24 protein-coding genes and 1 pseudogene are annotated in these 21,953 nt (G+C 70.3%); 11 read left to right on the top strand and 14 right to left on the bottom strand.

Features of this window, described 5'->3' with window-relative positions; all coding sequences use genetic code 11:
* Positions 1-135: 135 nt before the first annotated feature.
* From ACFVDI_RS12575 to ACFVDI_RS12555, 5 genes and pseudogenes are all read right to left on the bottom strand, one after another.
* Positions 136-360, bottom strand: a complete 225-nt coding sequence (locus ACFVDI_RS12575; protein ID WP_378905196.1) for an HNH endonuclease signature motif containing protein — start codon at positions 358-360, stop codon at positions 136-138.
* A pseudogene (locus tag ACFVDI_RS12570) lies at positions 358-1,404 on the bottom strand (DUF222 domain-containing protein); the annotation flags it as partial. The gene ACFVDI_RS12575 and the pseudogene ACFVDI_RS12570, both read right to left, overlap by 3 nt.
* Positions 1,405-1,722: 318 nt before the next feature.
* The gene (locus tag ACFVDI_RS12565) at positions 1,723-2,121 is read right to left on the bottom strand and encodes a VOC family protein (RefSeq protein WP_378905137.1); all 399 of its coding nucleotides are present in this window, start codon (positions 2,119-2,121) and stop codon (positions 1,723-1,725) included.
* Positions 2,114-2,593: a methyltransferase family protein gene (locus tag ACFVDI_RS12560; protein WP_378905134.1), complete on the bottom strand. Its 480-nt coding sequence runs from the start codon at positions 2,591-2,593 to the stop codon at positions 2,114-2,116. The genes ACFVDI_RS12565 and ACFVDI_RS12560 overlap by 8 nt, the downstream gene beginning before the upstream one ends.
* Positions 2,594-2,654: 61 nt before the next feature.
* On the bottom strand, positions 2,655-3,233 hold the full coding sequence (locus tag ACFVDI_RS12555; protein ID WP_378905131.1) for a TetR/AcrR family transcriptional regulator: 579 nt from the start codon (positions 3,231-3,233) through the stop codon (positions 2,655-2,657).
* Between the two features lie 137 nt (positions 3,234-3,370).
* Between ACFVDI_RS12555 and ACFVDI_RS12550 the strand changes: the two genes are divergently transcribed.
* The 8 genes from ACFVDI_RS12550 to ACFVDI_RS12515 all read left to right on the top strand — a co-directional run bounded on the left by ACFVDI_RS12550 (position 3,371) and on the right by ACFVDI_RS12515 (position 13,621).
* Entirely contained in the window at positions 3,371-5,851 is a 2,481-nt protein-coding gene (locus ACFVDI_RS12550; protein ID WP_378905128.1) for an MMPL family transporter, read from the top strand.
* A gap of 39 nt (positions 5,852-5,890) precedes the next feature.
* Positions 5,891-7,702: a DNA helicase RecQ gene (recQ, locus tag ACFVDI_RS12545; RefSeq protein WP_378905193.1), complete on the top strand. Its 1,812-nt coding sequence runs from the start codon at positions 5,891-5,893 to the stop codon at positions 7,700-7,702.
* Positions 7,703-7,766: 64 nt separating this feature from the next.
* A complete protein-coding gene (locus ACFVDI_RS12540; RefSeq protein WP_378905125.1) occupies positions 7,767-8,243 on the top strand; it encodes a DinB family protein in 477 nt (158 codons plus the stop codon).
* A 61-nt stretch (positions 8,244-8,304) separates the two neighbouring features.
* A complete protein-coding gene (locus ACFVDI_RS12535; RefSeq protein ID WP_378905122.1) occupies positions 8,305-8,952 on the top strand; it encodes a LysE family translocator in 648 nt (215 codons plus the stop codon).
* A gap of 65 nt (positions 8,953-9,017) precedes the next feature.
* The gene (locus tag ACFVDI_RS12530) at positions 9,018-10,001 is read left to right on the top strand and encodes a DUF5829 family protein (RefSeq protein ID WP_378905119.1); all 984 of its coding nucleotides are present in this window, start codon (positions 9,018-9,020) and stop codon (positions 9,999-10,001) included.
* 95 nt (positions 10,002-10,096) lie between these two features.
* Positions 10,097-10,840, top strand: a complete 744-nt coding sequence (locus ACFVDI_RS12525; RefSeq protein ID WP_378905116.1) for an IclR family transcriptional regulator — start codon at positions 10,097-10,099, stop codon at positions 10,838-10,840.
* 75 nt (positions 10,841-10,915) lie between these two features.
* Complete coding sequence (locus tag ACFVDI_RS12520; protein WP_378905113.1) at positions 10,916-12,133, top strand: MFS transporter; 1,218 nt, start codon at positions 10,916-10,918, stop codon at positions 12,131-12,133.
* A 24-nt stretch (positions 12,134-12,157) separates the two neighbouring features.
* Positions 12,158-13,621: a benzaldehyde dehydrogenase gene (locus tag ACFVDI_RS12515; protein ID WP_378905110.1), complete on the top strand. Its 1,464-nt coding sequence runs from the start codon at positions 12,158-12,160 to the stop codon at positions 13,619-13,621.
* 45 nt (positions 13,622-13,666) lie between these two features.
* Here ACFVDI_RS12515 and ACFVDI_RS12510 read toward each other — a convergent pair whose 3' ends face one another.
* Genes ACFVDI_RS12510 through ACFVDI_RS12500 form a run of 3 tightly spaced genes read right to left on the bottom strand, consistent with a single transcriptional unit; the run spans position 13,667 to position 16,538 of the window.
* Positions 13,667-14,518, bottom strand: a complete 852-nt coding sequence (locus ACFVDI_RS12510) for a carbohydrate kinase family protein (RefSeq protein WP_378905107.1) — start codon at positions 14,516-14,518, stop codon at positions 13,667-13,669.
* 40 nt (positions 14,519-14,558) lie between these two features.
* Positions 14,559-15,743, bottom strand: a complete 1,185-nt coding sequence (locus ACFVDI_RS12505) for a winged helix DNA-binding domain-containing protein (protein WP_378905104.1) — start codon at positions 15,741-15,743, stop codon at positions 14,559-14,561.
* A gap of 21 nt (positions 15,744-15,764) precedes the next feature.
* Positions 15,765-16,538 (bottom strand): AraC family transcriptional regulator, encoded by a 774-nt coding sequence (locus tag ACFVDI_RS12500; RefSeq protein WP_378905101.1) that lies wholly within the window; start codon positions 16,536-16,538, stop codon positions 15,765-15,767.
* A 49-nt stretch (positions 16,539-16,587) separates the two neighbouring features.
* Between ACFVDI_RS12500 and ACFVDI_RS12495 the strand changes: the two genes are divergently transcribed.
* Positions 16,588-17,040 carry a DUF2000 family protein gene (locus ACFVDI_RS12495; protein ID WP_378905098.1) on the top strand — a complete coding sequence of 151 codons (453 nt, stop codon included), beginning with the start codon at positions 16,588-16,590 and terminating at the stop codon, positions 17,038-17,040.
* Here ACFVDI_RS12495 and ACFVDI_RS12490 read toward each other — a convergent pair.
* A complete protein-coding gene (locus ACFVDI_RS12490; protein WP_378905095.1) occupies positions 17,015-17,455 on the bottom strand; it encodes a YkvA family protein in 441 nt (146 codons plus the stop codon). The genes ACFVDI_RS12495 and ACFVDI_RS12490 overlap by 26 nt on opposite strands.
* 57 nt (positions 17,456-17,512) lie before the next feature.
* Positions 17,513-18,217, bottom strand: a complete 705-nt coding sequence (locus ACFVDI_RS12485; protein ID WP_378905092.1) for an NUDIX domain-containing protein — start codon at positions 18,215-18,217, stop codon at positions 17,513-17,515.
* A gap of 47 nt (positions 18,218-18,264) precedes the next feature.
* Between ACFVDI_RS12485 and ACFVDI_RS12480 the strand changes: the two genes are divergently transcribed.
* A complete protein-coding gene (locus ACFVDI_RS12480) occupies positions 18,265-19,107 on the top strand; it encodes a DeoR/GlpR family DNA-binding transcription regulator (RefSeq protein WP_378905090.1) in 843 nt (280 codons plus the stop codon).
* Between the two features lie 3 nt (positions 19,108-19,110).
* On the opposite strand, the gene ACFVDI_RS12475 is transcribed toward ACFVDI_RS12480, so the two are convergent.
* Genes ACFVDI_RS12475 through ACFVDI_RS12465 form a run of 3 tightly spaced genes read right to left on the bottom strand, consistent with a single transcriptional unit; the run spans position 19,111 to position 20,609 of the window.
* On the bottom strand, positions 19,111-19,509 hold the full coding sequence (locus ACFVDI_RS12475) for a low affinity iron permease family protein (protein WP_378905087.1): 399 nt from the start codon (positions 19,507-19,509) through the stop codon (positions 19,111-19,113).
* A gap of 49 nt (positions 19,510-19,558) precedes the next feature.
* Complete coding sequence (locus ACFVDI_RS12470; protein ID WP_378905084.1) at positions 19,559-19,888, bottom strand: branched-chain amino acid transporter permease; 330 nt, start codon at positions 19,886-19,888, stop codon at positions 19,559-19,561.
* Positions 19,881-20,609 (bottom strand): AzlC family ABC transporter permease, encoded by a 729-nt coding sequence (locus ACFVDI_RS12465; protein ID WP_378905081.1) that lies wholly within the window; start codon positions 20,607-20,609, stop codon positions 19,881-19,883. The genes ACFVDI_RS12470 and ACFVDI_RS12465 overlap by 8 nt, the downstream gene beginning before the upstream one ends.
* Before the next feature lie 63 nt (positions 20,610-20,672).
* Between ACFVDI_RS12465 and ACFVDI_RS12460 the strand changes: the two genes are divergently transcribed.
* Complete coding sequence (locus tag ACFVDI_RS12460; protein WP_378905078.1) at positions 20,673-21,125, top strand: Lrp/AsnC family transcriptional regulator; 453 nt, start codon at positions 20,673-20,675, stop codon at positions 21,123-21,125.
* Here ACFVDI_RS12460 and ACFVDI_RS12455 read toward each other — a convergent pair.
* A complete protein-coding gene (locus ACFVDI_RS12455) occupies positions 21,115-21,903 on the bottom strand; it encodes a helix-turn-helix domain-containing protein (protein WP_378905075.1) in 789 nt (262 codons plus the stop codon). The genes ACFVDI_RS12460 and ACFVDI_RS12455 overlap by 11 nt on opposite strands.
* Positions 21,904-21,953: the final 50 nt, after the last annotated feature.

Genomic DNA, 21,953 nt, shown 5'->3' with positions numbered 1-21,953 from the left:
GTCGCGCGAGCGGGTGGCCCACCTGTGATCAGTGCGCCGGGCTCCGGCGCCATCTAGCGATGTCGAATCGGCCCAGACCGGCCCAGCCCTCGACCGCGTCAGCGATATCAGCAGCACCAGCAGACCGGTTCTGGATCAGCTCGTGCGGGCAGCCCTGGTGAACCGGATCCGTCCGTCCGGGAGGCGCTGGTAGGTGAAGTCGGGGTCGTGGATGCGGCGATGGTCGTTGGCACACAACAAGACCATGTTGGCCAGATCGGTCCTGCCGCCTTGGGACCAGGGTTTCAGGTGATGGGCTTCGGTCCAGGCGGCTGGGGCGTCGCAGTCTTCGGCTTGGCAGCACTGGTCCCGTAGCCGCAGGGCGCGGTGTTGGATGGGGTGGGCCAGGCGGGTGGTGCGGCCGAGGTCGAGGATTTCGGAGTCGGTGCCGAGCACGACGGGGACGAGGTCGGCGTTGCAGGCCATCCGGCGTGCTTCGGCGGCGGTGATCTTCTCGCCGTCGAACCCGAAGGCGGCGGTGCCGAGGTCCTTGCGGAGGTCTTCCACCGTCATGGTGATGAACACCGTGGTGCCGTGCCCGCCGTGACGCGGGAGCTGGTCGACGTCGTAGGTCGATCACCCGAGCGAAGGCCTGACCGAGGAGCCGGTCGTAGGGCGCTTTGACGCCACGGTTCTCGGCTGAGAGCTTCTCGGCTGGGCCAGGGAGTCCAGGATCGTGCGCAACCTGATCCCGACGGCATGGGAGACCCGCGCCTGGATGTCGATGGTGCCGTCGCCGTTGTCGCGGGAGGTGAAGGACGTGCGCCGCTGCGCGTGCTCCTCTTCCCGCTGCAACGCCTTGGCCTCGGCGGCCTCGAACCGTTCTGGGTCGATCTCGGCGAGGATCCGTTTCCCGACGATCTTGAGCTCGTTCGCGGTCAACCGGGTGGCGTAGTCGACCAGCAGCTTCTCCGCCAGGAGCAGGTCTTCGGCGCTGGCGGCAGGGTCGGCCTCGATCGCGTCGAGGGCCTGGGTGATCACGCGGGCCTTGTCCTGCGACACGACACCTTCGGCCAGACCACCTGCGACGAGGTCGTACTTGGCGACACCGGCGGCGAGCTTGATCTGGGAGCGGGCGGCGGCCTTGTCGACGAGGAGCTCGGTCCGCATCCATCCCGAGGCGTCTTTGGCCCCGGTCTCTTCGGCGATGTCGCCGGCCGACGCGAGGACCCGCAGTTTCAACGCGGCCTGTTGGGCCTGGAGCTTCTCCAGCCGCTCGAGGAGGTCTTTCTTCTGCCCGGTGCGCCAGTAGGCCGGGTCGGTGGCGAGCAGGTCGTGGAGGGCGGATTCGATGGCGGTCAGGGCAGCGTCGATCAGGTCACTGGCGTTGGTGCTCCAGTGGTTGATCTCGCGGCCGAGACTCATCGCCATCCTCCCCTCAGAGGTGTGCTGTGATGAGTCTGATTCTACTCCTCAACTATCGATCTGGCGATCTATTTACGCAGGTCAGACGTACTTTCGCGGCAAGCAAACGGTATCGTCCTTGTGGATGGTAAGTGGCGCGAAGGGCCACCTCTTCCACCCCAGCAACACCACCTGTCCCGTGCATGACTCTGCCGCGGCCACACTCGGGCCGCCGCCCCGATAGCCAGCCAATTCTTTTCTCGAGAACGGGTCGGCGGCCCACATCAGCCACAGAGAAACAGCTCCGAAGAGCGGTGGATCGACCAACCCAAGGACCCTTCACACCACGAAGATGCAGAAAATGTGCCCCGCCGGATCCGCATAAGCCCGCAGCGGCTCCACGGGATCGTCAGACCGATCGAGCCGGAGCGAAGCCCCCAACCCGAGCACCCGATCGTGCTCCGCATCGAGCTCCGCCACGGACCTGACGACGGTGTCCAGGTGCATGTGCTTGACCGCCCCAGGAGCAGGCCAGTCCGACGGCGCCATCTCGGCGGGGTCGACCAGGTTGAACGCGAGCGCCCGACGCCCATCGGGCCAGGTGAGCACCAACCAGTCGTCATCGTCGCCCGGCACCTCGTCGCCCGGACGATAGACGAGACCGAGGAACTGGCGGTAGAACTCGGCGAGGCCGCGTACGTCGGTGGTGTCGAGGACCGTGTGGAGAAGGTCAGCCACGCGGGGCACCACCCCGGGGCAGGCCCGAAGGCCGACCCAGCCACCGGGGCGTCGCGGCCCGGTAGGAGTCGTACGCCGCACCGAAGCTCCACGACAGGGCGCGCTCCTCCGCGGGGATCTGGGTGCGGTCGATGACGGCGACGAACGCCGCGACGGGGACGAGCGGGAGCAGACCACCCCGGAGCACGGCGTGGGCGAGCAGGAGGCCGGTCATGCCGACGTACATCGGGTTGCGGGTGTAGCGGTAGGGCCCGTCGGTGACGACGGCGGTGGCGCGCTCGGGTTCGAGCGGGTCGAAGCTGGTGCCCTTGTGCTTGAACGCCCGAGCCGCAGTGCCCGCGACGTACACCGACCCGGCGGCCACGAGCCCGGCCGCGACGGACCGCACCAGCGTCGGTCGGCGCCCGCGAGCGAGCAGATGCTGGGCGACCAGACCCACGGCGACATATACGGGCGGCGGCACCTTCGGCATGCCCTCCACCGTAGCCCTGCCCCGAGGGTCGAAACCCCTCTTTCTCGGGAAGAGGAAAGCGTCAGTGCAGCAGCGCGCGCACCAGTCGCTCGGCGATGTCCGGGACCGGCTCGCTGCGCTCGAGGGAGTGGAGCACGAACCCACCGACCAGGGCGCGTACGAACTCCATGACCGGCAGGTCGGCGGGCAGCTGTCCGGCTGCGACCGCGGCCTCGATCCGGGTGGAGACGGTGGCCGTGATGCCGAGCGCGTCGTTGAGGCGGGTGCCGATGTCGGGGTTCTCGCAGGCGGCGGCCACGAGCGAGCGGACGAGGCCGTCGTTGCCGGGCTGGGCCACCAGGTCGATGAGGCTCTGCATCCAAGCGATCAGGTCGGCACGGATGTCACCGGTGTCGGGCACCACGGGGTGGTCCGGCAGCAGCTTGTCCTCGATCAGCGCGTCGGCCACGACCGCGCTCTTCGAGGACCACCAGCGGTAGATCGTCTGCTTGGAGACGCCTGCCTCGGCCGCGATGCCCTCGATGGTGAGGTGGTCATAGCCTTGGGTCGCGAAGAGCCGCCCGGTCGCGCCGAGGACCGCGATGCGAGCCTCTTCGCTGCGTACGGCACCTCGACGGCGCACTCCTGCTGACGCTGGCATGAACGGCATCCTAAGAGGCCGTGGCATCTCCTGGCCAAGGCACAGGTGTGACCCATCACTCGCACAGCGACCCTTGTCCAGCGGCGTACAGGTGATTAACTGGACGCACCGTTGCGAATTACCGGAGGGATGCCGCCATGGCGGAGCTGTTGTATCGATTGGGCAAGACGGCCGCGCGCCGCGCCTGGCTTGTGATCCTTGCCTGGGTGCTGGCGCTGTCCGGCGCTGCCGGGGCGTACGTCGCCTGGTCCGGGGAGCTCACCACCAGCTTCGACATCCCGGGGCTGCCCTCGTCCGAGGTGGTCGACGAGCTCCAGAGGGGGCTGCCCGATCTCGCCGGCGGCTCCGGCACGATCGCCTTCCAGACCGAGGACGGCACCCCGCTCAGCGCGACGCAGAAGAAGGAGATCCAGGCACTCATCACCAGCGCCGAGGACCTTCCCGACGTCGCCGCGGTGACCGACCCGTTCCAGACCGAGGCCCAGCGTGAGGCGCAGGCCGAGAAGGTGGCCGAGGGCCAGGCCCAGCTCGAGGCCGGCCGCACCCGGCTCGACGGCGCCCAGGCCAAGCTCGACAAGGCCCAGGCCGACATCGACGCGGCCCGCACCCAGCTGCAGGCCGCGGGTCTGCCGACCACCGAGCTCGACGCCCAGCAGGCCGCCCTCGACAAGCAGCAGGCGAAGATCGACGACAGCTCGGCCGACCTCGAGGCCAACACCGCAAAGGCCGAGAACGGCGCCGAGCTGCTCGAGCTCGCAGACGGGATCCGGATGGTCTCCGCCGACGGCTCGGCAGCCCTGGTCAACGTCGCCTACTCGGTCGGACGTCTGGAGATTTCCGAGGAGACCAAGAAGGCCACCGTCGACCACTTCGCCGACCACCCCATCGACGGGGTCGAGATCGGCGTCTCCTCCGACATCTCCCAGGAGGCGCCCAACCCGATGGGGCCGGGTGAGATCGTCGGCGTCGGCGTCGCCGCGGTCGTCCTGCTGGTCATGCTCGGCACCATCATCGGCGCCGGCGTCCCGCTGGTCACCGCGCTGACCGGCGTCGGCATCGGCGCCCTCGGCGCGCTCTCCCTCTCCGGAGTCGTCCAGATGGCCTCGATGACCCCGATCCTGGGGCTGATGCTCGGCCTGGCCGTCGGCATCGACTACTCGCTCTTCATCCTCAACCGGCACCGCAAGCAGCTGCTCCACGGCTCCGACGTCACCGAGTCGATCGCGCTCGCCAACGGCACCGCCGGCACCGCCGTCGTCTTCGCCGGCTCCACCGTGATCGTCGCCCTGGTCGCGCTCAACATGACCGGCATCCCGTTCCTCGGCCTGATGGGCTCGGTCGGCGCCGCCTGCGTCGCGATCGCCGTGCTGGTCGCGATCACCCTGACCCCGGCCATCCTGGGCCTCGTCGGCGGACGCATCGTCTCCAAGCGCGCCCGGAAGAAGGTCGCGAAGCAGGACGCCGCCGAGGCCCACGCCCGGCCGATGCCCACCTGGCGCGCCGTGGTCACGGTCGTCGCCTCCGTGGTGGCGCTGCTCGCCCTCGCGATCCCCGCGCTCGACATGCGCCTGGGCCTGCCCGACGGCGGCTCGGAACCGGAGGGCTCGCTGGCGAAGACCGCCTACACGATCACCGAGGACAGCTTCGGCCCCGGCGCCAACGGCCCGCTGCTGGTCGCCGCCGACCTGCCCGACGGGCTCGACGAGTCCGGCATCCAGCGTGCCCAGCTGACGGTCGCCAAGGCCCTGGCGGACCTCGACGACGTACGCGCGGTGGCCCCGGCCGCGGTCTCCGAGGACGGTCGCACCGCTGCGTTCCAGGTCGTGCCCGAGGAGGGCCCCAACAGCGTCTCCACCAACGAGCTGGTCAACGCGATCCGGGAGATGCCGGCCGTCAACGGCGACATCACGCTCGGCGTCGCCGGCGCCACCGCCGTCGCGATCGACGTGTCGCAGGGGCTCAACGACGTACTCCTCCCCTATCTCGCCGTCGTCGTCGGTCTCTCCCTGCTGATCCTGATCCTGGTCTTCCGCTCGATCCTGGTCCCGCTCATCGCGACCGGTGGCTTCGTGCTCTCGCTGCTGGCGACGTACGGCGTGGTGGTCGCGGTCTTCCAGAAGGGCATCGGCGCGGAGTGGATCGGCATCGACAGCACCGGCCCCATCCTGAGCTTCCTGCCGATCCTGCTGGTCGGGATCCTCTTCGGCCTGGCGATGGACTACCAGCTGTTCCTCGCCTCCGGCATGCGGGAGGCCTACGTCCACGGCGCCCCGGCCCGGGTCGCCGTCGCCCAGGGCTTCCGGGCCGGGCGCTCGGTCGTCATCGCCGCCGGCCTGATCATGGTCTCGGTCTTCGGCGGGTTCATCTTCGCCGAGTCGGTGATGATCCGCTCGATGGGCTTCGGGCTCGCACTCGGGGTGCTGCTGGACGCCTTCATCGTCCGGATGCTGCTGATGCCGGCGCTGATGCACCTGCTCGGACGTTCGGCGTGGTGGCTGCCGAAGTGGCTCGACCGCATCCTCCCGAACGTGGACGTCGAGGGTGCCGCGCTCGAGCGTGCCCACGGCGGCGCCGCCCCCGACGAGGCCACGGTCGAGCGGGAGAAGGTCTCGGCCTGAGGAGGACCGTCGGTGGTCGCCGGTATGGTCGCTGGCGTGATGGAGTTGACCCCGGAGCTGGATGTCCTGCGCCGTGTCTTCGGCTACGACGAGTTTCGCGGCGACCAGGCCGAGATCGTCGCGCACGTGGCCACGGGCGGTGACGCCCTCGTCCTGATGCCGACCGGTGGCGGGAAGTCGCTGTGCTACCAGATCCCGTCGCTGGTGCGGCCCGGGACCGGGGTGGTCATCTCACCGCTGATCGCGCTGATGCAGGACCAGGTCGACGCCCTCTCCGCGCTCGGTGTGCGCGCCGGGTTCCTCAACTCGACCCAGATGCCTCATGAGCGGCAGCAGGTGGAGCGGGCGCTGCTGGCCGGCGAGCTCGACCTGCTCTACCTGGCCCCCGAGCGGCTGCGGGTGCCGGAGACCGGCCGGCTGCTCGACCAGGCCAAGATCTCGCTGTTCGCGATCGACGAGGCCCACTGCGTCTCGCAGTGGGGCCACGACTTCCGGCCCGACTACCTGCAGCTCTCCCACCTGCACGAGCGCTGGCCGGAGGTGCCGCGGATCGCGCTGACCGCGACCGCCACCGCGGAGACCCGCCGTGAGATCGCCGCCCGGCTCAACCTGGAGGACGCCCGCCACTTCGTGGCCTCCTTCGACCGGCCCAACATCCAGTACCGGATCGCCCCGAAGGACAAGCCGGCCAAGCAGCTCGTCGACCTGATCCGCACCGAGCACCCCGGTGAGGCCGGCATCGTCTACTGCCTCTCCCGCGCCTCGGTCGAGCGCACCGCGGCGTCACTGGTCGGCCAGGGCATCCCGGCGCTGCCCTACCATGCCGGTCTCGACGCCCGCACCCGCGCGGAGAACCAGTCCCGCTTCCTGCGCGAGGACGGCATCGTCATGGTCGCCACCATCGCCTTCGGGATGGGGATCGACAAGCCGGACGTACGCTTCGTGGCCCATCTCGACCTGCCCAAGTCGGTCGAGGGCTACTACCAGGAGACCGGCCGGGCCGGGCGTGACGGGCAGCCGTCCACCGCCTGGCTGGCCTACGGGCTGGCCGACGTCGTCCAGCAGCGGCAGATGATCGAGACCTCCGAGGGCGACCGTGCCCACAAGCACCGGCTCGGTCAGCATCTCAACGCGATGCTGGCGCTGTGCGAGACCGTCGACTGCCGCCGGGTGCAGCTGCTGCGCTACTTCGGGCAGGTCGCGGAGCCGTGCGGCAACTGCGACACCTGCCTGACGGCACCGGAGTCCTGGGACGGCACCGTCCCGGCGCAGAAGGTCCTCTCCACCGTCATCCGGCTCGACCGCGAGCGCAACGGCCAGCGCTTCGGGGCCGGACAGATCGTCGACATCCTGCGCGGCAAGGAGACCGAGAAGGTTCGCCAGTTCCGCCACGACGAGCTCTCGGTCTTCGGGATCGGCACCGACCTGGCCGAGAGCGACTGGCACTCGGTCATCCGCCAGCTGCTGGCCCGCGAGATGCTCGCGGTCGACAACCGCTACGGAGTCTTCTCGGTCGCCGAGCCGGCCGGCCCCGTGCTGCGCGGCGAGCAGCAGCTGATGCTCCGCAAGGAGCCGCCCCGGCAGGCCCGTCGCAGCTCCGGGGAGCGGAAGCCGAAGGTGGCCGCCGCCGACCTGTCGCCGGAGGCGGCCGAGGTCTTCGAGCGGCTGCGCGCGTGGCGCGGCGAGGTCGCCAAGGAGCAGGGGGTGCCGGCCTACGTCGTCTTCCACGACGCGACCCTGCGGGAGATCGCCACCCGGCTGCCATCCAGCCGGGACGAGCTCGGCACGATCAGCGGGATCGGTGAGGCGAAGCTGGAGAAGTACGCCGACGGGGTGCTCGCCGTCCTCTGAGCGGCGAGCAGGCGAATCGCCCTCGGTGAGCTTTCGGCCCTTCTGCGCCCGCTAGCCTGCCGACATGAAGATCGGACAGGCGGACGAGCGGGCACTTCTCGAGGGCATGGTCGACATCCAGCGCGAGCAGATCGGCGGCATCCTGGAGGATCTCGACGACGAGGAGGCGCGCCGGAAGCTGGTCCCGTCGCTGACCACCCCGCTGGGGCTGGTCAAGCACGCCACCTTCGTGGAGAAGGTGTGGTTCCACGCGCGGGTCGCCGGGGTCTCACGCAAGGAGATCGGGCTGCCCGAGACCGTCGACGAGAGCTTCGTTCTCGAGGCCGAGGACACGGTCGCCTCGATCCGGGCAGCCTACGACGCGGCCTGCGAGCACTCCCGCGAGGTCGCCGCCGCCCACGAGCTCGACGAGGAGTTCGACTGGCACGGCAACCGGGTGACGCTGCGGTTCGTCTACGTGCACATGATCCAGGAGCTGGCCCGTCACGCCGGGCACGGCGACATCATCGTCGAGCAGATCCAGGCCGCCCGGAGCGCCTAGCCGACGACCCCGGCGTATGCCAGCCGAAACCCTTGGCGCTACGGCCCGCCGATATCGGACAATGGTGAGCGTGCCGACTCTGAGCCAGTTCGCCGCCTTCGCGCTCGCCTCCGTCATCTTCATCCTGATCCCGGGACCGAGCGTGCTCTTCGCGCTCGGCCGCGCCCTGACCGCGGGCCGCCGCGAGGCGGTGCTCGCCGTCGGCGGCAACGCGCTCGGCCAGTTCGGCCAGGTCCTGGCGGTGGCCGTGGGCCTGGGTGCGCTCGTGGCAGCGTCCGCGACCGCGTTCACGGTCGTGAAGCTGATCGGCGCTGCGTACGTCGTCTATCTCGGCATCCAGGCGATCCGTCACCGCGCCGACGCCCGGGCCGCTCTCCACGGCGAGGACGTCGCGCGCACGACTGCGTGGGGCGCGATCCGCACCGGGATGGTCGTCGGCGCGACCAACCCGAAGACGATCGTCTTCCACCTGGCCTTCCTGCCTCAGTTCATCGACACCTCGGCGCCCGCGGTGCCCCAGATCCTCCTGCTGGGCGCGATCTTCTCGACGATGGCCTTCGCCTGCGACTCGGGCTGGGTCCTCGCCGCCAGCCGGGCCAAGGCCTGGTTCGCTCGCAAGCCCAAGCGCCTCGACACCCTCGGCGCGGGTGGCGGCGTCATGATGATCGGCCTCGGGGCCACCATGGCCACCGCCTCCCACGGCGCCTGACCGACACGTCGACCGACCGCCGAATTTCCGGGACAGGAGCGCGCCGGTCGCAGAGACTGGGTCCCATGCGGACTCCATGGAGAATCTCGGGCTTCATCGCGGCTGCGATCGCCTCACTGGTCATCACCTCGGGCACCTCGGTCACCCCCGCCCACGCCGCGGACGAGAAGCGTCCGGATCCGCTCCTGGCCTTCAACCACGCGTGGGCGATGGTCGACCAGGAGACCGCTGACGCGATCGAGCACTCCGCGTATCTGGGGCAGTTCGCCGACCGCCGCATCAGCACCGGCAACGACGGCACCTCGACCTGGACCGGTCGTTATCTGCTCGGCAAGGAGACCTACCTGGAGTTCTTCGGGCCGGGCGACGCCCCCGACGCGGTCGCCGGTGACACCGGGCTCGCCGTCTCGGCCGACGACGACGGCGACCTGGCCATCGCCACGGACAACCTGCGCGACCTCGTCGCCGACCCGGTCGAGTTCACCCAGGTGACCGACCTCGGCGACGGCGAGCTGATCCCGTGGTTCGACGTCACCTACACGACCGCGACCTACGACACCTTCTTCTCCTGGGCGATGGAGTATCGCGACGAGTTCCTCAGCGACCCGCGGCTCTCCTTCCCGCCCGCCGCCTACGAGGGCGACGTCAGCCGTGACCGCTACAACCGCGACCGCTACCTCGACCGCCAGATGCGCGACGTCATCGGCGTCCAGATCGCCACGACCGAGGCCGACATCGAGAAGATGGTGCCGCTGTGGCGCGCCGCCGGGATCACCATCCGCGTCCTGAAGGACGGCGGGGTGCTCGCCTTCGACGGCATGACCACGATCCGCCTGCAGCCGGTGCCGGCCGAAGAGGCGGGCGTACGCCACATCATCCTCGCCCTCAACGAGCCGGCCGAGAATCCCCACACCGAGACGATCGGCAACTCGACGCTGCACGTCGGGCCCGGGGCGTACGCGCTGTGGACCTTCGACCCGATCGAGGCCTCGCCGGACACCCGCTCCGGCGGGTCCGGCAAGCCGCTCCACCCGGCCTTCGGGGACTGAGCCGCGCCGCTCCCGCCGGGGCGGTGCGCCCTGCCCATCGGGCGAGGGGGATGATGTGGGAGGCGTCGACTCCCATGTGGCGAAGGCAGAGGACGATGGCGGGCAACAGCCGACAGGCCGGCACGAGCGTGACCAGCCGAGCGCTGGCGATCCTGAGCGCGTTCGACGAGCAGCACCGGGCGATGTCGCTCAGCGACATCGCGACCCGCGCGGACCTTCCGCTCGCGACGACCCATCGGCTCCTGGGTGAACTCTTCCGCTGGGGCGCGCTCGAGCGGCTGCCGTCCGGTGACTACGTCATCGGACGCAAGATCTGGGACATCGGCCACCTCGCGCCGGCCGAGACCGGACTGCGCCAGGTCGCCGAGCCGTTCCTCCACGACCTCTACGGCGCGACCCTGGCCACGGTGCATCTCGCCGTCCGTGAAGGGACCGAGGTGGTCTACCTCGACCGGCTGCGCGGCAACCAGTCGGTCCCGGTCGTGAGCAAGGTCGGTGGCCGCCTGCCGATGCACGCCACCGGCGTCGGCAAGGTCCTCCTCGCTCACGCTCCCGACGAGGTCCGGGACACGGTGCTGGCCACCCTCACCCGGATCACTCCCTACACGATCACCCAGCCCGGCGCCCTCCGCAGGCAGCTGCGGCAGGTGCTCGACAAGGGCTACGCCACCACTCACGAGGAGATGAGCCTCGGCGCCTGCTCGATCGCGGTCCCGATCCACCGACGCGACGAGGTGGTCGCCTCCCTGGGCCTGGTCGTTCCCACGCTCAAGGGGAGCGAGCAGCGGTTGTACGGCGCGCTCCGTGTCGCCGCACAGTCGATCGGGCGTCGGCTCTGAAGTATTTCGGCCGAGTTTCCACTGACCGGAAGCTGTGTCGATGCTCACAGGGCTGACCGCCCCTAGGTTCGTCCCATGAATGTGTCCGCAACCACATCGCGCACCATCGCCGACGGCAACCGGAGTCTTTGGCCGGTCGCGCTCTGCTGGCTCGCCGTCGCCCTCGACGGCTACGACCTCGTCGTGCTCGGCGCGGTGATCCCCACGCTGGCGGGGACCGGCGACCTCGGGTTCACCAAGGCGTCGTTGACCACCGCGGCCACGGTCGGCCTGGTCGGGGTCGGCATCGGCGCCGTCGCCATCGGTCCTCTTGCCGACCGGTTCGGCCGGCGTACGACCCTGATCAGCAGCATCGCCCTGTTCTCGCTGCTGACGCTGGCGGTCGCGTTCGCGCCGAACGCGACCGTGTTCATCGCGCTGCGCTTCCTGGCGGGTCTGGGTCTGGGCGCCTGCCTGCCGACGGCGCTGGCGTTCATGAGCGAGCACGCCCCCGAGGGCCGCTCCGGCACCGCCATGACACGGATGATGACCGGCTACCACGTCGGCGCGGTGCTCACAGCTCTGCTGGCCCTGTGGGTGATCCCGAACCTCGGCTGGGAGGCGATGTTCGTGATCGGCGGCGTCGCCGGACTACTGACGGTCCCGGTGATGTGGGTGAAGCTCCCGGAGTCCCAGGCCTACCTGGAAACCGTGGAGACCGAGAAGGTCCGCCCCTCGGAGGTCGTACGCGGCCGCCTGCTGTGGGTGAGCCTCGGTCTGTGGGCGGCGTCGTTCTGCGGTCTACTGCTGGTCTACGGCCTGAACACCTGGCTGCCGACGATCATGGGCGAGGCCGGCTACTCCCTCGACGCCGGCCTCGGCCTGCTCCTCACCCTCAACGTCGGCGCGGTGATCGGACTCGTGCTGGCAGGCCTGATCTCCGACGCGAGGGGCAACAAGCCGACGGTCGTGACCTGGTTCGGCGTCGCCGCCGTGATGCTGGCGCTGCTGTCGATCAAGATGGAGAACAGCCTCCTGGTGTACGGGGCGGTCCTGGCCGCCGGAGTCTTCGTGTTCAGCGCGCAGGTGCTGGTCTACGCGTTCGTCAGCCACCTCTATCCCGCCCGGATCCGCGGCACGGCACTGGGCATGTCCGCCGGCGTCGGCCGGGTCGGTGCCATCGTCGGCCCCTTCCTCGGCGGCGCCCTCCTCACCGCCGGCATCGCCTACCCCTGGGGCTTCTACGCCTTCGCCGGCGCGGCCGTGATCGCTCTGCTGGCCCTGCTGACCGTGCCGGCGCATCCCCACAACTAGCCACCCGACATTCAGGAGCACACCATGTCCGTTCTCGACTCCGTCGACTGGTCCGGAAACATTCTCAAGGCCGGCACCTGGCAGCCCGGGCGCGGAGGTGACTACGCCGTCGTCGAACCCGCCACCGGTGCCGAGCTCGGCAGGATGGGTCTGGCCACCGCCGCCGATGTGGCCGAGGCCGCTGCAGCGGCCGCCGAGGCCCAGCTCGAGTGGGCCGCACGTCCGCACCCGGAACGTGCCGCCGTCCTGCGTCGCGCCGGTGACCTGTGGCAGCGGCATGCCGAGGAGATCACCGGGTGGAACGTCCGTGAGGTCGGCGCCGTGCCGGGCATGGCCGGGTTCGCACTCCACGTCGCGGCCGAGGAGTGCTACGAGGCCGCCAGCCTCCCGAGCCGGCCGATCGGCGAGGTCATCCCGTCCGAACAGCCGCGTCTGTCGATGGCACGCCGCATGCCCGCCGGCGTGGTCACCGTCATCGCCCCGTTCAACGTGCCGATCATCCTCGGCATCCGCTCGGTCGCCCCCGCCCTCGCCCTCGGCAACGCCGTCATCCTCAAGCCGGACCCGCGCACCGCCGTGACCGGCGGCACGCTGATGGCCCGTGTCTTCGAGGAGGCGGGCCTGCCCCCGGGTGTGCTCCAGATGCTGCCCGGCGGCGCCGACGTGGGCGAAGCGCTGGTCACGGATCCCCACGTCCGGGTCATCTCGTTCACCGGATCGACCGGCGTCGGCCGCCGGATCGGCGAGCTGGCGGGCAAGCACCTCAAGCGCGCCCACCTCGAGCTCGGCGGCAACTCCGCGCTGCTGGTCCTCGACGACGCCGACGTCGAGGCCGCCGTCAACCTGGCAGCGTGGGGCTCGTTCTTCCACCAGGGCCAGATCTGCATGACGACCGGCCGGCACCTGGTCGCTGCCGGCATCTACGACGACTTCGTCGAAGCCCTCGCCGAGAAGGCCAGCCACCTGCCGGTCGGCAATCCCGCCACCGACCAGGTCGCTCTCGGTCCCGTCATCGACGCCGGTCAGCGCGACAAGATCCACGGCCTGGTCACGGCATCGGCGGATGCCGGTGCCAAGGTCGCGGCCGGCGGCACCTACGAGGATCTCTTCTACCGGCCCACCGTCCTCTCGGACGTCCCGCTGACCGCGCCGGCGTACGCGGAAGAGGTCTTCGGCCCCGTCGCTCCGGTGACCAAGGTCGAGTCGGTCGAGGACGCGATCGAGCTCGCGGGGGCCAGCGAGTACGGCCTGTCGTTGGGCATCGTCACCAAGGACGTCATGCGTGGCCTCGCGGTGGCGGAGCAGATCCCGACCGGCATCGTCCACATCAACGACCAGACCGTCAACGACGAGGCCAACGCGCCGTTCGGTGGCGTACGCGCGTCCGGCACCGGGTCCCGGTTCGGCGGCGCCGAGGCGAACATCGAGGCGTTCACCGAGACCCGGTGGATCACCATGCGGGGTGAGCCGGCGCGCTACCCGTTCTGAGCCGGGCGGCTTCTCATCCCCAGGGTGCCGGCCCGTCCGGCGTGATCAACCGAGCGCTGGGTGGAGGTGCTCGGTCTCGATCGCGACCCGGGCCTGGTCGGCGGCGGCACGAAGGGCGACGTCCACCGGCTCCCCACGCAGCCGCGCGGCCAGGAAGCCCGCCATGAAGGCGTCGCCTGCACCGTTGGTGTCGACGACGGTGGCCGGTGTCGCGGCGACCTCGTGCCGGGTCCCGTCCGCCTCGAGCGCGATCGCTCCCTTCGCCCCGAGGGTGCAGACGGCGAGGCCGGGACCGCGGTCGAGGCACGAGGCCATCAGCCCCCACGGGTCCTCGGTGCCGTCGTCGTTCATGAACACGCCTGCCGCCGCCCGCAGGAAGGGCTCGTGGAAGGCGGTGGCACCGTCGTAGTCGTGCAGATCCATCCAAAGCGGGATGCGCGGCGACGGCATCGCCTCGAGCACCATCCGGCCGAGCTCGCTCAGGTCGATCACCGCGAGGTCGGCCTCGGCGACCGCACACGCCGCCGCATCGACCGCCTCGGCGGACGGGGTCGAGGGGGTCGAGACGTACAACGAGACCCGGCCGCCCCCGTCGGCCATGAGGTTGACGTGCCGCTCGGTCTGCTCGCTGACGATCGTCTCCACGACGACCCCCGCCTTCTCGAGCCGCTGCCGCAGTCGCTCGCCGTCCTCGTCGGTGCCGAGAGGAGCCCACAGACGTACGTCGATGCCGAGCCCGGCCAGGTGCAGCGCCTTGCCCGCCGAGGTGCCGCCGATCGTGTGCCACGACCGCCGCGCGAACTGCATGTGGGGCACCGGTTCGGGCAGACGGTCGAGGTCGATCAGGTGGTTCCAGGACGCGGGGCCGCAGACGACGACGCGGGGCGATGACGACATAGGCCTATTCAGCACCATCAGCGCGCCGCGCGCACGGCTATTACCTGGCGAAGTCCACCGTGACGGAGGACGCCTCCCGGAGCGGGGCGACACGCTCCGCCTCTGCCGCGAGTGCCTCCCTCCGCGCTCGGCTCGACGCCTCGAAGGTCGTCAGGTCGATGCGCAGCTCACGTCCGCGCTTGCGTGGGCGCCAGGTTCCGACGATCTCACCCTCGGCGAGGACGGTTCCGGGGTCGCCTGCCGTCCTCCAGATGTCGCGGTGATGCGCCTTGTCGACGATGGTCTCCCGGTCACGCAGCTGCGTGTAGGGGTCTCGCGGCGGGAGCAGCCGCACCCCGAAGGGCATGGTCGAGGTTCGGAGGGTGTCGAGGTCGGTGGCCAGGACCCATGCCGACCGGCCGACGTCGACCTCCTCCAGCTCGTCCTCGAGGCAACCCCACCAGGGATCGACATCACCCGCCCGCACTCCGAGCCACGCCGCGAAGTCGCCTCGGGTCGACGGCCCGTAGCAGCGCAGGTAGCGCCGGAGCAGCTCGGCGCGCGATGCCGTGGGGTCTGCCTCCGCGACCGGGTGGCCGAGCCACTCCTCGGTCAGCACGAACGGCGCCTTGTTCTCGGCTCGCGTCGCGAGACAGACGATCCGTCGCAGCGCGAGCACACGGACACAGAAGCGCACGACCGCCTCCCCGATGGGCTGACCCTCGGCGTACGGCCCCTCCTCGATCCAGACCTCTCGCTGCGGTGCCGTCAGTCGGGGCGTGATCACCTGGGACACCTCGACACCGAGCTCGCTGATCGCCAGCCCTCGCCCTGGCAGGACCTCACGTGCCGCCGCGGCGACGATGTCGACCGCCTCGGTGAGGCTCAGCCCGAGTCGGTCGACGGCTTGCTCGACACCCGGCACGAAGTGCCGTAACACCGTCTCCGACGGAGGAAGGACCCCGGTCGTGAAGACGCCGGCCTCGGCGGCCGGGACGAGGTAGGGGGCACCGCGCATGCTCCACGTCAGCAGCATGCTCCTGTCCTCGATCGCTCGGGCGACCGTCCCGGCGGCGACCCCATCCACCCGCGCATGCAGCGCCAGCAACGCCGATCCCGGTGGCGAGTCCTGGATGCCGCACCGTCCCGCGGCCGCGAGGAGATCGCCCTCACCCAGCCGGACGTCGAGATGGTGTGACGCCAGCCGGAACGCGACCACGCTCTCCCGCTCGAACCGCTCGGCCATCAGCCCAGCCTACGGCCCGGCTCAGGCGGCGAAGGTCGCCGGCGTCACGCCGAGGATGCGGCGGAAGTGGCGGGTGAGATGGGCCTGGTCATGGAATCCCGCCAGCGCAGCCGCCTCGGCGGGACGGTGGCCGTCCACGAGCAGCCGGCGGGCGAGATCGACGCGGCGACCGACCAGATACTTGTGCGGAGCGATGCCGTAGGTCTGCGAGAACACCCGGACCAGATGGCTGGGATGGGTGTCGAGCTCGGCGGCGGCCGCGGCGATCGTGAACGACTCCGTCAGCCGGTCGTCGAGGAGCGCCCGCAGACGCCTGGCCAACGGTGCGTCGCGAAGCCTCGGCGCGGGGCTTCCGAGGTGCGTGAGCACCTCGTCGCGGATGGTCAGCAGCCAGTGTTCGGCCGCCATCAGATCACCGGGGTCCTGCAGCGCCGCGTGCACGTGCCGGGCAGCCGCGAGCGGTGCCGCAGCCGCGAGCGTCGGCCGGCGCACGGCAAGGCCCTGAGCACCCGCCGGCAACCAGTCCGGATCGAGGTAGAGCACTCGTTTGCGATAACCCTTCCCCTCGATCGCCGAGTGGCCGTCGTGCGGCACCCCGGGCGGCAGCAGGGTCAGCGCTCCGGGAACGGCATGGTGGTCGTCGCGATCGAGGCCGTAGACCACCGCGCCGTCGTCGACCAGCATCACCGCCCAGTCGTCATGGGTGTGCATCGGGTAGGAGTGGTCGAAATCAGCGTGGTAGACCTCGCGCAGCGACGGCACCTCGGGATGCCAGGCGCGCACGTGATCGACCATGCAAGAAACGTACAAGACCTGGCTGCGGACGACGGCGGAGACTTCGACCATGACGGCACAGCTGACCTCGGAAGACCCCGCGACCTCCCCACGCTTCGACACGAAGGTGGTGGTCGTGCTCAACGAGGACCTCGAGCCCTGGCAGGAGCTCAACGTGACCGCGTTCCTGATGTCGGGGATCGCGACCAGCTCCCCCGGCCTCGTCGGCGAGGCCTACCGCGACGGCGACGCCACCGAGTACCTGCCCATGCTGCGTCAGCCGGTGATGGTCATGAGCGCCGACTCCGGCCTGCTGGGCAAGGCTCGCGGCAGGGCCGCCGCCCGGGACGACGTCGCGCTCGCCATCTACACCCGCGAGCTGTTCGGCACCGGACACGACGAGGCCAATCGAGCCGCTGTCGCCGCGGTCCCGGCGGCCGACCTCGACCTCGTCGGGATCGCCCTCCGTGGTCCCCGCAACGCCGTCGACCGCATCGTCAAGGGCGCCCGGTTCCACGACTGACCGAGCGGTCGAGCCCGGCGATCAGCACCAGTGCCGCGAAGCCGTCCTCGGTGCCCGGCCACTGTGCCCGCACCGCGTCGATCCCGGCCCGGCGGACGACGCCGCGCAGCGCGGCGGCGACGATGATCGCATCGTCGGCGTAGCCCAGCACCGGGATGAAGTCGGGCACCAGATCGATCGGCAGAGCCAGGTAGACCATCAGCAGCCCGAGCCTGATCCGTACGCCGCGGGGCATCGTCCTGTCCGCCGCGAGCCGCCGGAGCAGCCGCACGACGTCGGGCAGGATCCGCAGGGCCTCGCGCAGCAGGTCGCCGCGCGGGCGGACGACGAGCAGCGCCGCGACGAGGCACAGCCAGGTGAGCAGCAGGGCCGCGGCGATGCCGATCAGCAGGTCCCACCAGAACGAACCGGTCATCCTCGCCCTTCCCGCATCAGGCGTCCGCTGTGGCGCCGCTCCCCTGATTCCATCACGTCACGGCAGCGGAGCGGACGCTCCGGCCACTGGTCGAAACGGGCCGTCGAGAGCGGCCCACTGCACGAGCATGATGGTCTTGCCGTCCATGATCCGGCCGTCGCGGGTCATCGCCAGCGCGTCGGCGAAGTCGAGCTCGAGCACCTCGATGTCCTCGCCCTCCTCGGCGACCCCGCCTCCCTCACCGGTGCGACTCTGCGGTGAGTAGGCGGCTGCGAAGAAATGGAGTCGCTCGGTCACCGACCCCGGGCTCATGTACGCATCGAAGACGTGGTCGACCTCGCCGAGGCTGACGCCGAGCTCCTCGGCACTCTCCCGCCGAACGGCGGTGACCGGGTCGTCGGCGTCCAGCAGCCCCGCGGCAGCCTCGACGAGAAGACCGTCGGGATGGTCGTTGACGTAGACCGGATACCTGAACTGCCGCGTCAGCAGGACCGTTTCGCGCTCGAGGTCGTAGGGAAGGAGCACGGCTCCGTTCCCGCGGTCGTACGTCTCGCGCTGCTGTGTCTCCCAGCGCCCGTCGCGACGGCGGAAGTCGAAGGTGGTGCGCCTGAGCACGTGCCACCCCTGCGAGGTCAGCTCGACGTCTCGGACCACGACGTCGGGGTTGCGGGTCAGGTCCCGTCCGGTGCGATCGAGGCCGGTGCGGCCGCGATGGTCCGGGACGTCGACACCAGGTCGCGGGTCGGCTTTCGTTGTCGTCACAGCGGCAGCGTACATGCAATAATGTGCAAGAACAGAAAGGAACGTGCATGCTTGTTGGGCAGCGCCGCGCTCATCTCCTGCGTCTTCTGGAAGAAACAGGCAAGATCGTGGCCAAGGACGCGGCAACCGAGCTGGGCATCTCGGAGGACAGCATCCGCCGTGACCTGCGCGACCTGGCCGCCGAAGGGTTGTGCCAGCGCGTCTACGGTGGCGCGCTGCCCGTCTCCCCGGCGGTCGTCGACTACACCGCGCGCCACACCGTCGAGCCCGACGCCAAACGGACGGTCGCCGCCACGGCCGCCGGCCTCGTACGTCCCGGCAGCACGCTCATCCTCGACGGCGGCACCACCGCGCTCGCCGTCGCCCAGGCGCTCCCGGCGGACCTGGAGTGCACCGTCATCACCAACAGTCCGACGGTCGCCTCGGCCCTCCTCCAGCACCCGAGCGCCGACCTCTTCCTCCTCGGCGGCCGAGTCTTCAAGCACTCCGCCGTCGCCTGCGGTGCCGCGGCCGTCGAGGCCGCCCAGAACGTCTCCGCCGACCTCTGTCTCATCGGCGTCACCGGCGTCCACCCCGAAGCCGGACTCACCACCGGCGACGCCGAGGACGCCGCGATGAAGCGCGCCCTGGCCGGGCGTGCTGCCGAGACGTACGTCCTCGCCTCCTCGGAGAAGATCGGCGCCGCCTCCCCCTACCGCGTGCTTCCCTGGGGCCAGGTCGCGGGCGTCGTCACCGACGCCGACCCGACCGACGAGGTCGTCGAGCAGATCTCGGCACTCGGCGTCGAGATCCTGCACGCCACCGGGTCGAACATCGACGCACGACCCACAGGATTCGGGTGGCGCGACCGCCTCGCCGCCATGGGCGACGACGCCGAGATCATCAACTAGCGGTCAGTGCCGTTCCTCGAGGCCCACGGCCTCGCGCAGGATGCGCACCGAATCGGCGAGGTCCTCGTCGTCGCGGGCCCGCGACTCCATGAGATCGGAGAGGGCCGAGGCGATGACGTTGAGCTTCTCGTGCGAAGCCTCCTCCGAGCGTCGCCCGGCGTTCTGGAGCAGCACCAGCAACAGCAGCGAGAGGACCGATGAGCCCGTGTGCACCGCGAGCTCCCACTTGGTGCTGGAGGACCAGAACGGAAAGCTCACCGCCCACGCCAGCAGGACGACCACGATCACGTAGAAGAACGGCGCATGGCTGACCACGGAGGTCACCACCTCCACGAAGCGCTCGAACCCGTTGCGTCCGTCGCCTCGCTGGCGCGATTTCCTGGCCTCGTTCTCCACAGTCATGCGGTCACCGTAGCCGCGATCCGACGCATCGACTGGAAACGACCGGAACTCAGGCCGCAATGACCGAGGTGACCAGGACGTACGCAGCGGTCCCGGCGAAGATGCTCAGCGTCATGCTGCCGCGCCACAGGTGCAGGCCGATGGTGAGCATCAGGGCCAGGGCGGCCGGGCCGGCCGACGCGAGGACGACGGGGTCGGTGTCGCGAACGGTGTAGACGGCGAGGATGACCATCATCCCGACGGGCATCCGCTCGCCGATGTGGGCCATCAGCACGCTGTGCCGCAGCGGCGCCAGCACGGCGAACGGGACCGCACGGAGCCCCCAGGTGACAGCCGCGGAGACGGCGATGCCGGACAGGACGTACCAGGGATCAGGCACGACGGCTCCTCCGCGCGGCGAGGGCGTACGAACCGACTAGCGCGGCGACGAACATGCCCATCGCGATCAGCAGCATGTTCTCGCGCGAGATCAAAGCAGCGACGAGCGCGCAGCCGAGCGCGAGCGCCGGGACCGGCAGCGACCGACGGACCTTGTACGCCTCGAGCCCGAGCACCACGAACAGCGCGGTGACGGCGAACTCGAGCCCGACGACCTGCGGCGGGATCAGCGAGCCAAGCCCGGCGCCGGCGGCCACACAGATCACCCAGGCGACATGGAAGAACGCCTGGATGCCGATGATCCGGGCCCTCGACCAGCCGGCGGACTCCGGCGTCACGGTGAGTGCGTAGGCCTCGTCGGTGAGCGCGAAGGTGCTGTAGGCCTTCCATCCGGCGCCGTGCACCCGGTGCAGCGGGAACGAGATCGCGTAGAAGACGTGGCGGAAGTTCACCAGCAGGGTGCTGACGGCGATCTGCGCCAGGGGTGCGGTGGCGGCCAGCAGGCCGACCAGCAGGAACTCCATGGTGCCCGCGAACACGATCGCCCCGAGCACCGGCGCCCACCACCAGGCGAGCCCGGAGTGAACCACGAGCACGCCGAGCGCCAGCCCCAGCGGCACCACGGCAACACAGGCGGGAAGCACGCTCCGCCAGCCGGCAGCGAGCTCCTCACGGGTGCCCACGGGCTCCCGGAACGCCGTCTCCATCTCCATGACCTGCATGCCGCAAGCCTAGGCAAGTTCGGACGTTCATGGGTTGCCCATTGACGATGCTAAAGTGCCCGCATGCGCAATGATCATGCGATCGACGACCTGGATCGAGCAATCATTGCCGAACTCGAAGAAGACGCCCGACTGAGCAACGCCGAGCTGGCGCGCCGGGTCGGCCTCACCCCGGCTCCGTGCCTGCGCCGGGTGCAGCGCCTGGAGAGCGAAGGGGTGATCAAGGGCTACCACGCCCGCATCGACCCGAAGAGCGGCGGACGCGGGTTCGAGGTCATCGTCGCGATCGACATCGCGGTCAACGACGGCAAGACCATCGAGGACTTCGAGACCGCCGCCGTCGCCATCCCCGAGGTCACCGAGATGCGCCGCATGCTCGGTCAGCCCGACTACTACCTGCGTGTCCAGGTCGCCGACCCGGAGGCGTACGAAGCGCTCATCCTCGGGACGATCTCGCGCCTGCCCGCCGTGAGCCGGGTGCTCTCGCACCAGACGATGCGGCTGGTCAAGGGCTGAGCAGCCGCCGCGTCCGGTCGTCGGCGGGGACGAAGGTCTCCAGATGGAGGCCGTGGAGCGTCACGTCGGAGGCGCTCTCGATCTGGCTGGCGACGCTGAAGAAGCGGAGGATGTCGCCACCCATCTCGATCTCCAGCGGGACGACAGGATCGGCGAGGGGCCGGGCAGGCGGCACATCGTCGCCGGGATAGGCGGTGACCTCGTCCCGGAGCGCGACCAGCGCCGGGTCGCCACCGGTGTGCGTGATGCGCCGGCCGAGCTGATGGAGCAGGTGGGCACGCCAGACGGGAAGGTTGCGGATCCGCGGGGCGATCCCCCGCGGATGCAGGCAGAGCCGGATGACGTTCAACGGAGGCTCGAGCAGGCTGGGGTCGCAGCCGACGAGCAGCGCGTCGACGGACCGGTTGGCGTCGACGACGTCCCAGCGGTCGTCGAGGAGCAGGGCCGGGTACGGCGCGTGGGCGTCCAGCAGGCCACGAAGGCCCGCCATCACCGGGGCCAGCGCGTCGTCGTCGGTCGCGCGGTGCGGGTAGCGAGGAGCGAACCCACCGGCGAGCAGGAGTCGGTTCTGCTCGGCCATCGGCACCCGCAGCACCTCGGCCAGCCGCACGATCATCTCCGGCGTCGGCCGGGACCGGCCGTTCTCGACGTAGCTCACGTGCCGGGTGCTCACCTCGGCCTGGGTGGCGAGCGCGAGCTGGCTCAGGGACCGCAGCTCCCGCCAGCGGCGAAGCTCGCTGCCGACCGACGATGACGGTGGGGCCGCGGTTGAGGTCATGGCCACGAGGCTAGCCAAGCCGACGCCGGGGCGACCATGACCTCAGAGGT

Origin of the sequence: Nocardioides sp. NPDC057767, from assembly GCF_042798275.1 — a bacterium.
In the GTDB taxonomy this organism is placed as follows: Bacteria; Actinomycetota; Actinomycetes; order Propionibacteriales; family Nocardioidaceae; genus Nocardioides.
This window is presented reverse-complemented; position numbering and strand designations above follow the sequence as displayed.

Coding starts and splice junctions, on each gene's coding strand:
- ACFVDI_RS12560 (WP_378905134.1), bottom strand. CDS start 2,593: ATGCCGAAGGTGCCGCCGCCCGTATATGTCGCCGTGGGTCTGGTCGCC.
- ACFVDI_RS12555 (WP_378905131.1), bottom strand. CDS start 3,233: ATGCCAGCGTCAGCAGGAGTGCGCCGTCGAGGTGCCGTACGCAGCGAA.
- ACFVDI_RS12550 (WP_378905128.1), top strand. CDS start 3,371: ATGGCGGAGCTGTTGTATCGATTGGGCAAGACGGCCGCGCGCCGCGCC.
- recQ (WP_378905193.1), top strand. CDS start 5,891: ATGGAGTTGACCCCGGAGCTGGATGTCCTGCGCCGTGTCTTCGGCTAC.
- ACFVDI_RS12540 (WP_378905125.1), top strand. CDS start 7,767: ATGAAGATCGGACAGGCGGACGAGCGGGCACTTCTCGAGGGCATGGTC.
- ACFVDI_RS12535 (WP_378905122.1), top strand. CDS start 8,305: ATGGTGAGCGTGCCGACTCTGAGCCAGTTCGCCGCCTTCGCGCTCGCC.
- ACFVDI_RS12530 (WP_378905119.1), top strand. CDS start 9,018: ATGCGGACTCCATGGAGAATCTCGGGCTTCATCGCGGCTGCGATCGCC.
- ACFVDI_RS12525 (WP_378905116.1), top strand. CDS start 10,097: ATGGCGGGCAACAGCCGACAGGCCGGCACGAGCGTGACCAGCCGAGCG.
- ACFVDI_RS12520 (WP_378905113.1), top strand. CDS start 10,916: ATGAATGTGTCCGCAACCACATCGCGCACCATCGCCGACGGCAACCGG.
- ACFVDI_RS12515 (WP_378905110.1), top strand. CDS start 12,158: ATGTCCGTTCTCGACTCCGTCGACTGGTCCGGAAACATTCTCAAGGCC.
- ACFVDI_RS12510 (WP_378905107.1), bottom strand. CDS start 14,518: ATGTCGTCATCGCCCCGCGTCGTCGTCTGCGGCCCCGCGTCCTGGAAC.
- ACFVDI_RS12505 (WP_378905104.1), bottom strand. CDS start 15,743: ATGGCCGAGCGGTTCGAGCGGGAGAGCGTGGTCGCGTTCCGGCTGGCG.
- ACFVDI_RS12500 (WP_378905101.1), bottom strand. CDS start 16,538: ATGGTCGATCACGTGCGCGCCTGGCATCCCGAGGTGCCGTCGCTGCGC.
- ACFVDI_RS12495 (WP_378905098.1), top strand. CDS start 16,588: ATGACGGCACAGCTGACCTCGGAAGACCCCGCGACCTCCCCACGCTTC.
- ACFVDI_RS12490 (WP_378905095.1), bottom strand. CDS start 17,455: ATGACCGGTTCGTTCTGGTGGGACCTGCTGATCGGCATCGCCGCGGCC.
- ACFVDI_RS12480 (WP_378905090.1), top strand. CDS start 18,265: ATGCTTGTTGGGCAGCGCCGCGCTCATCTCCTGCGTCTTCTGGAAGAA.
- ACFVDI_RS12475 (WP_378905087.1), bottom strand. CDS start 19,509: ATGACTGTGGAGAACGAGGCCAGGAAATCGCGCCAGCGAGGCGACGGA.
- ACFVDI_RS12465 (WP_378905081.1), bottom strand. CDS start 20,609: ATGCAGGTCATGGAGATGGAGACGGCGTTCCGGGAGCCCGTGGGCACC.
- ACFVDI_RS12460 (WP_378905078.1), top strand. CDS start 20,673: ATGCGCAATGATCATGCGATCGACGACCTGGATCGAGCAATCATTGCC.
- ACFVDI_RS12455 (WP_378905075.1), bottom strand. CDS start 21,903: ATGACCTCAACCGCGGCCCCACCGTCATCGTCGGTCGGCAGCGAGCTT.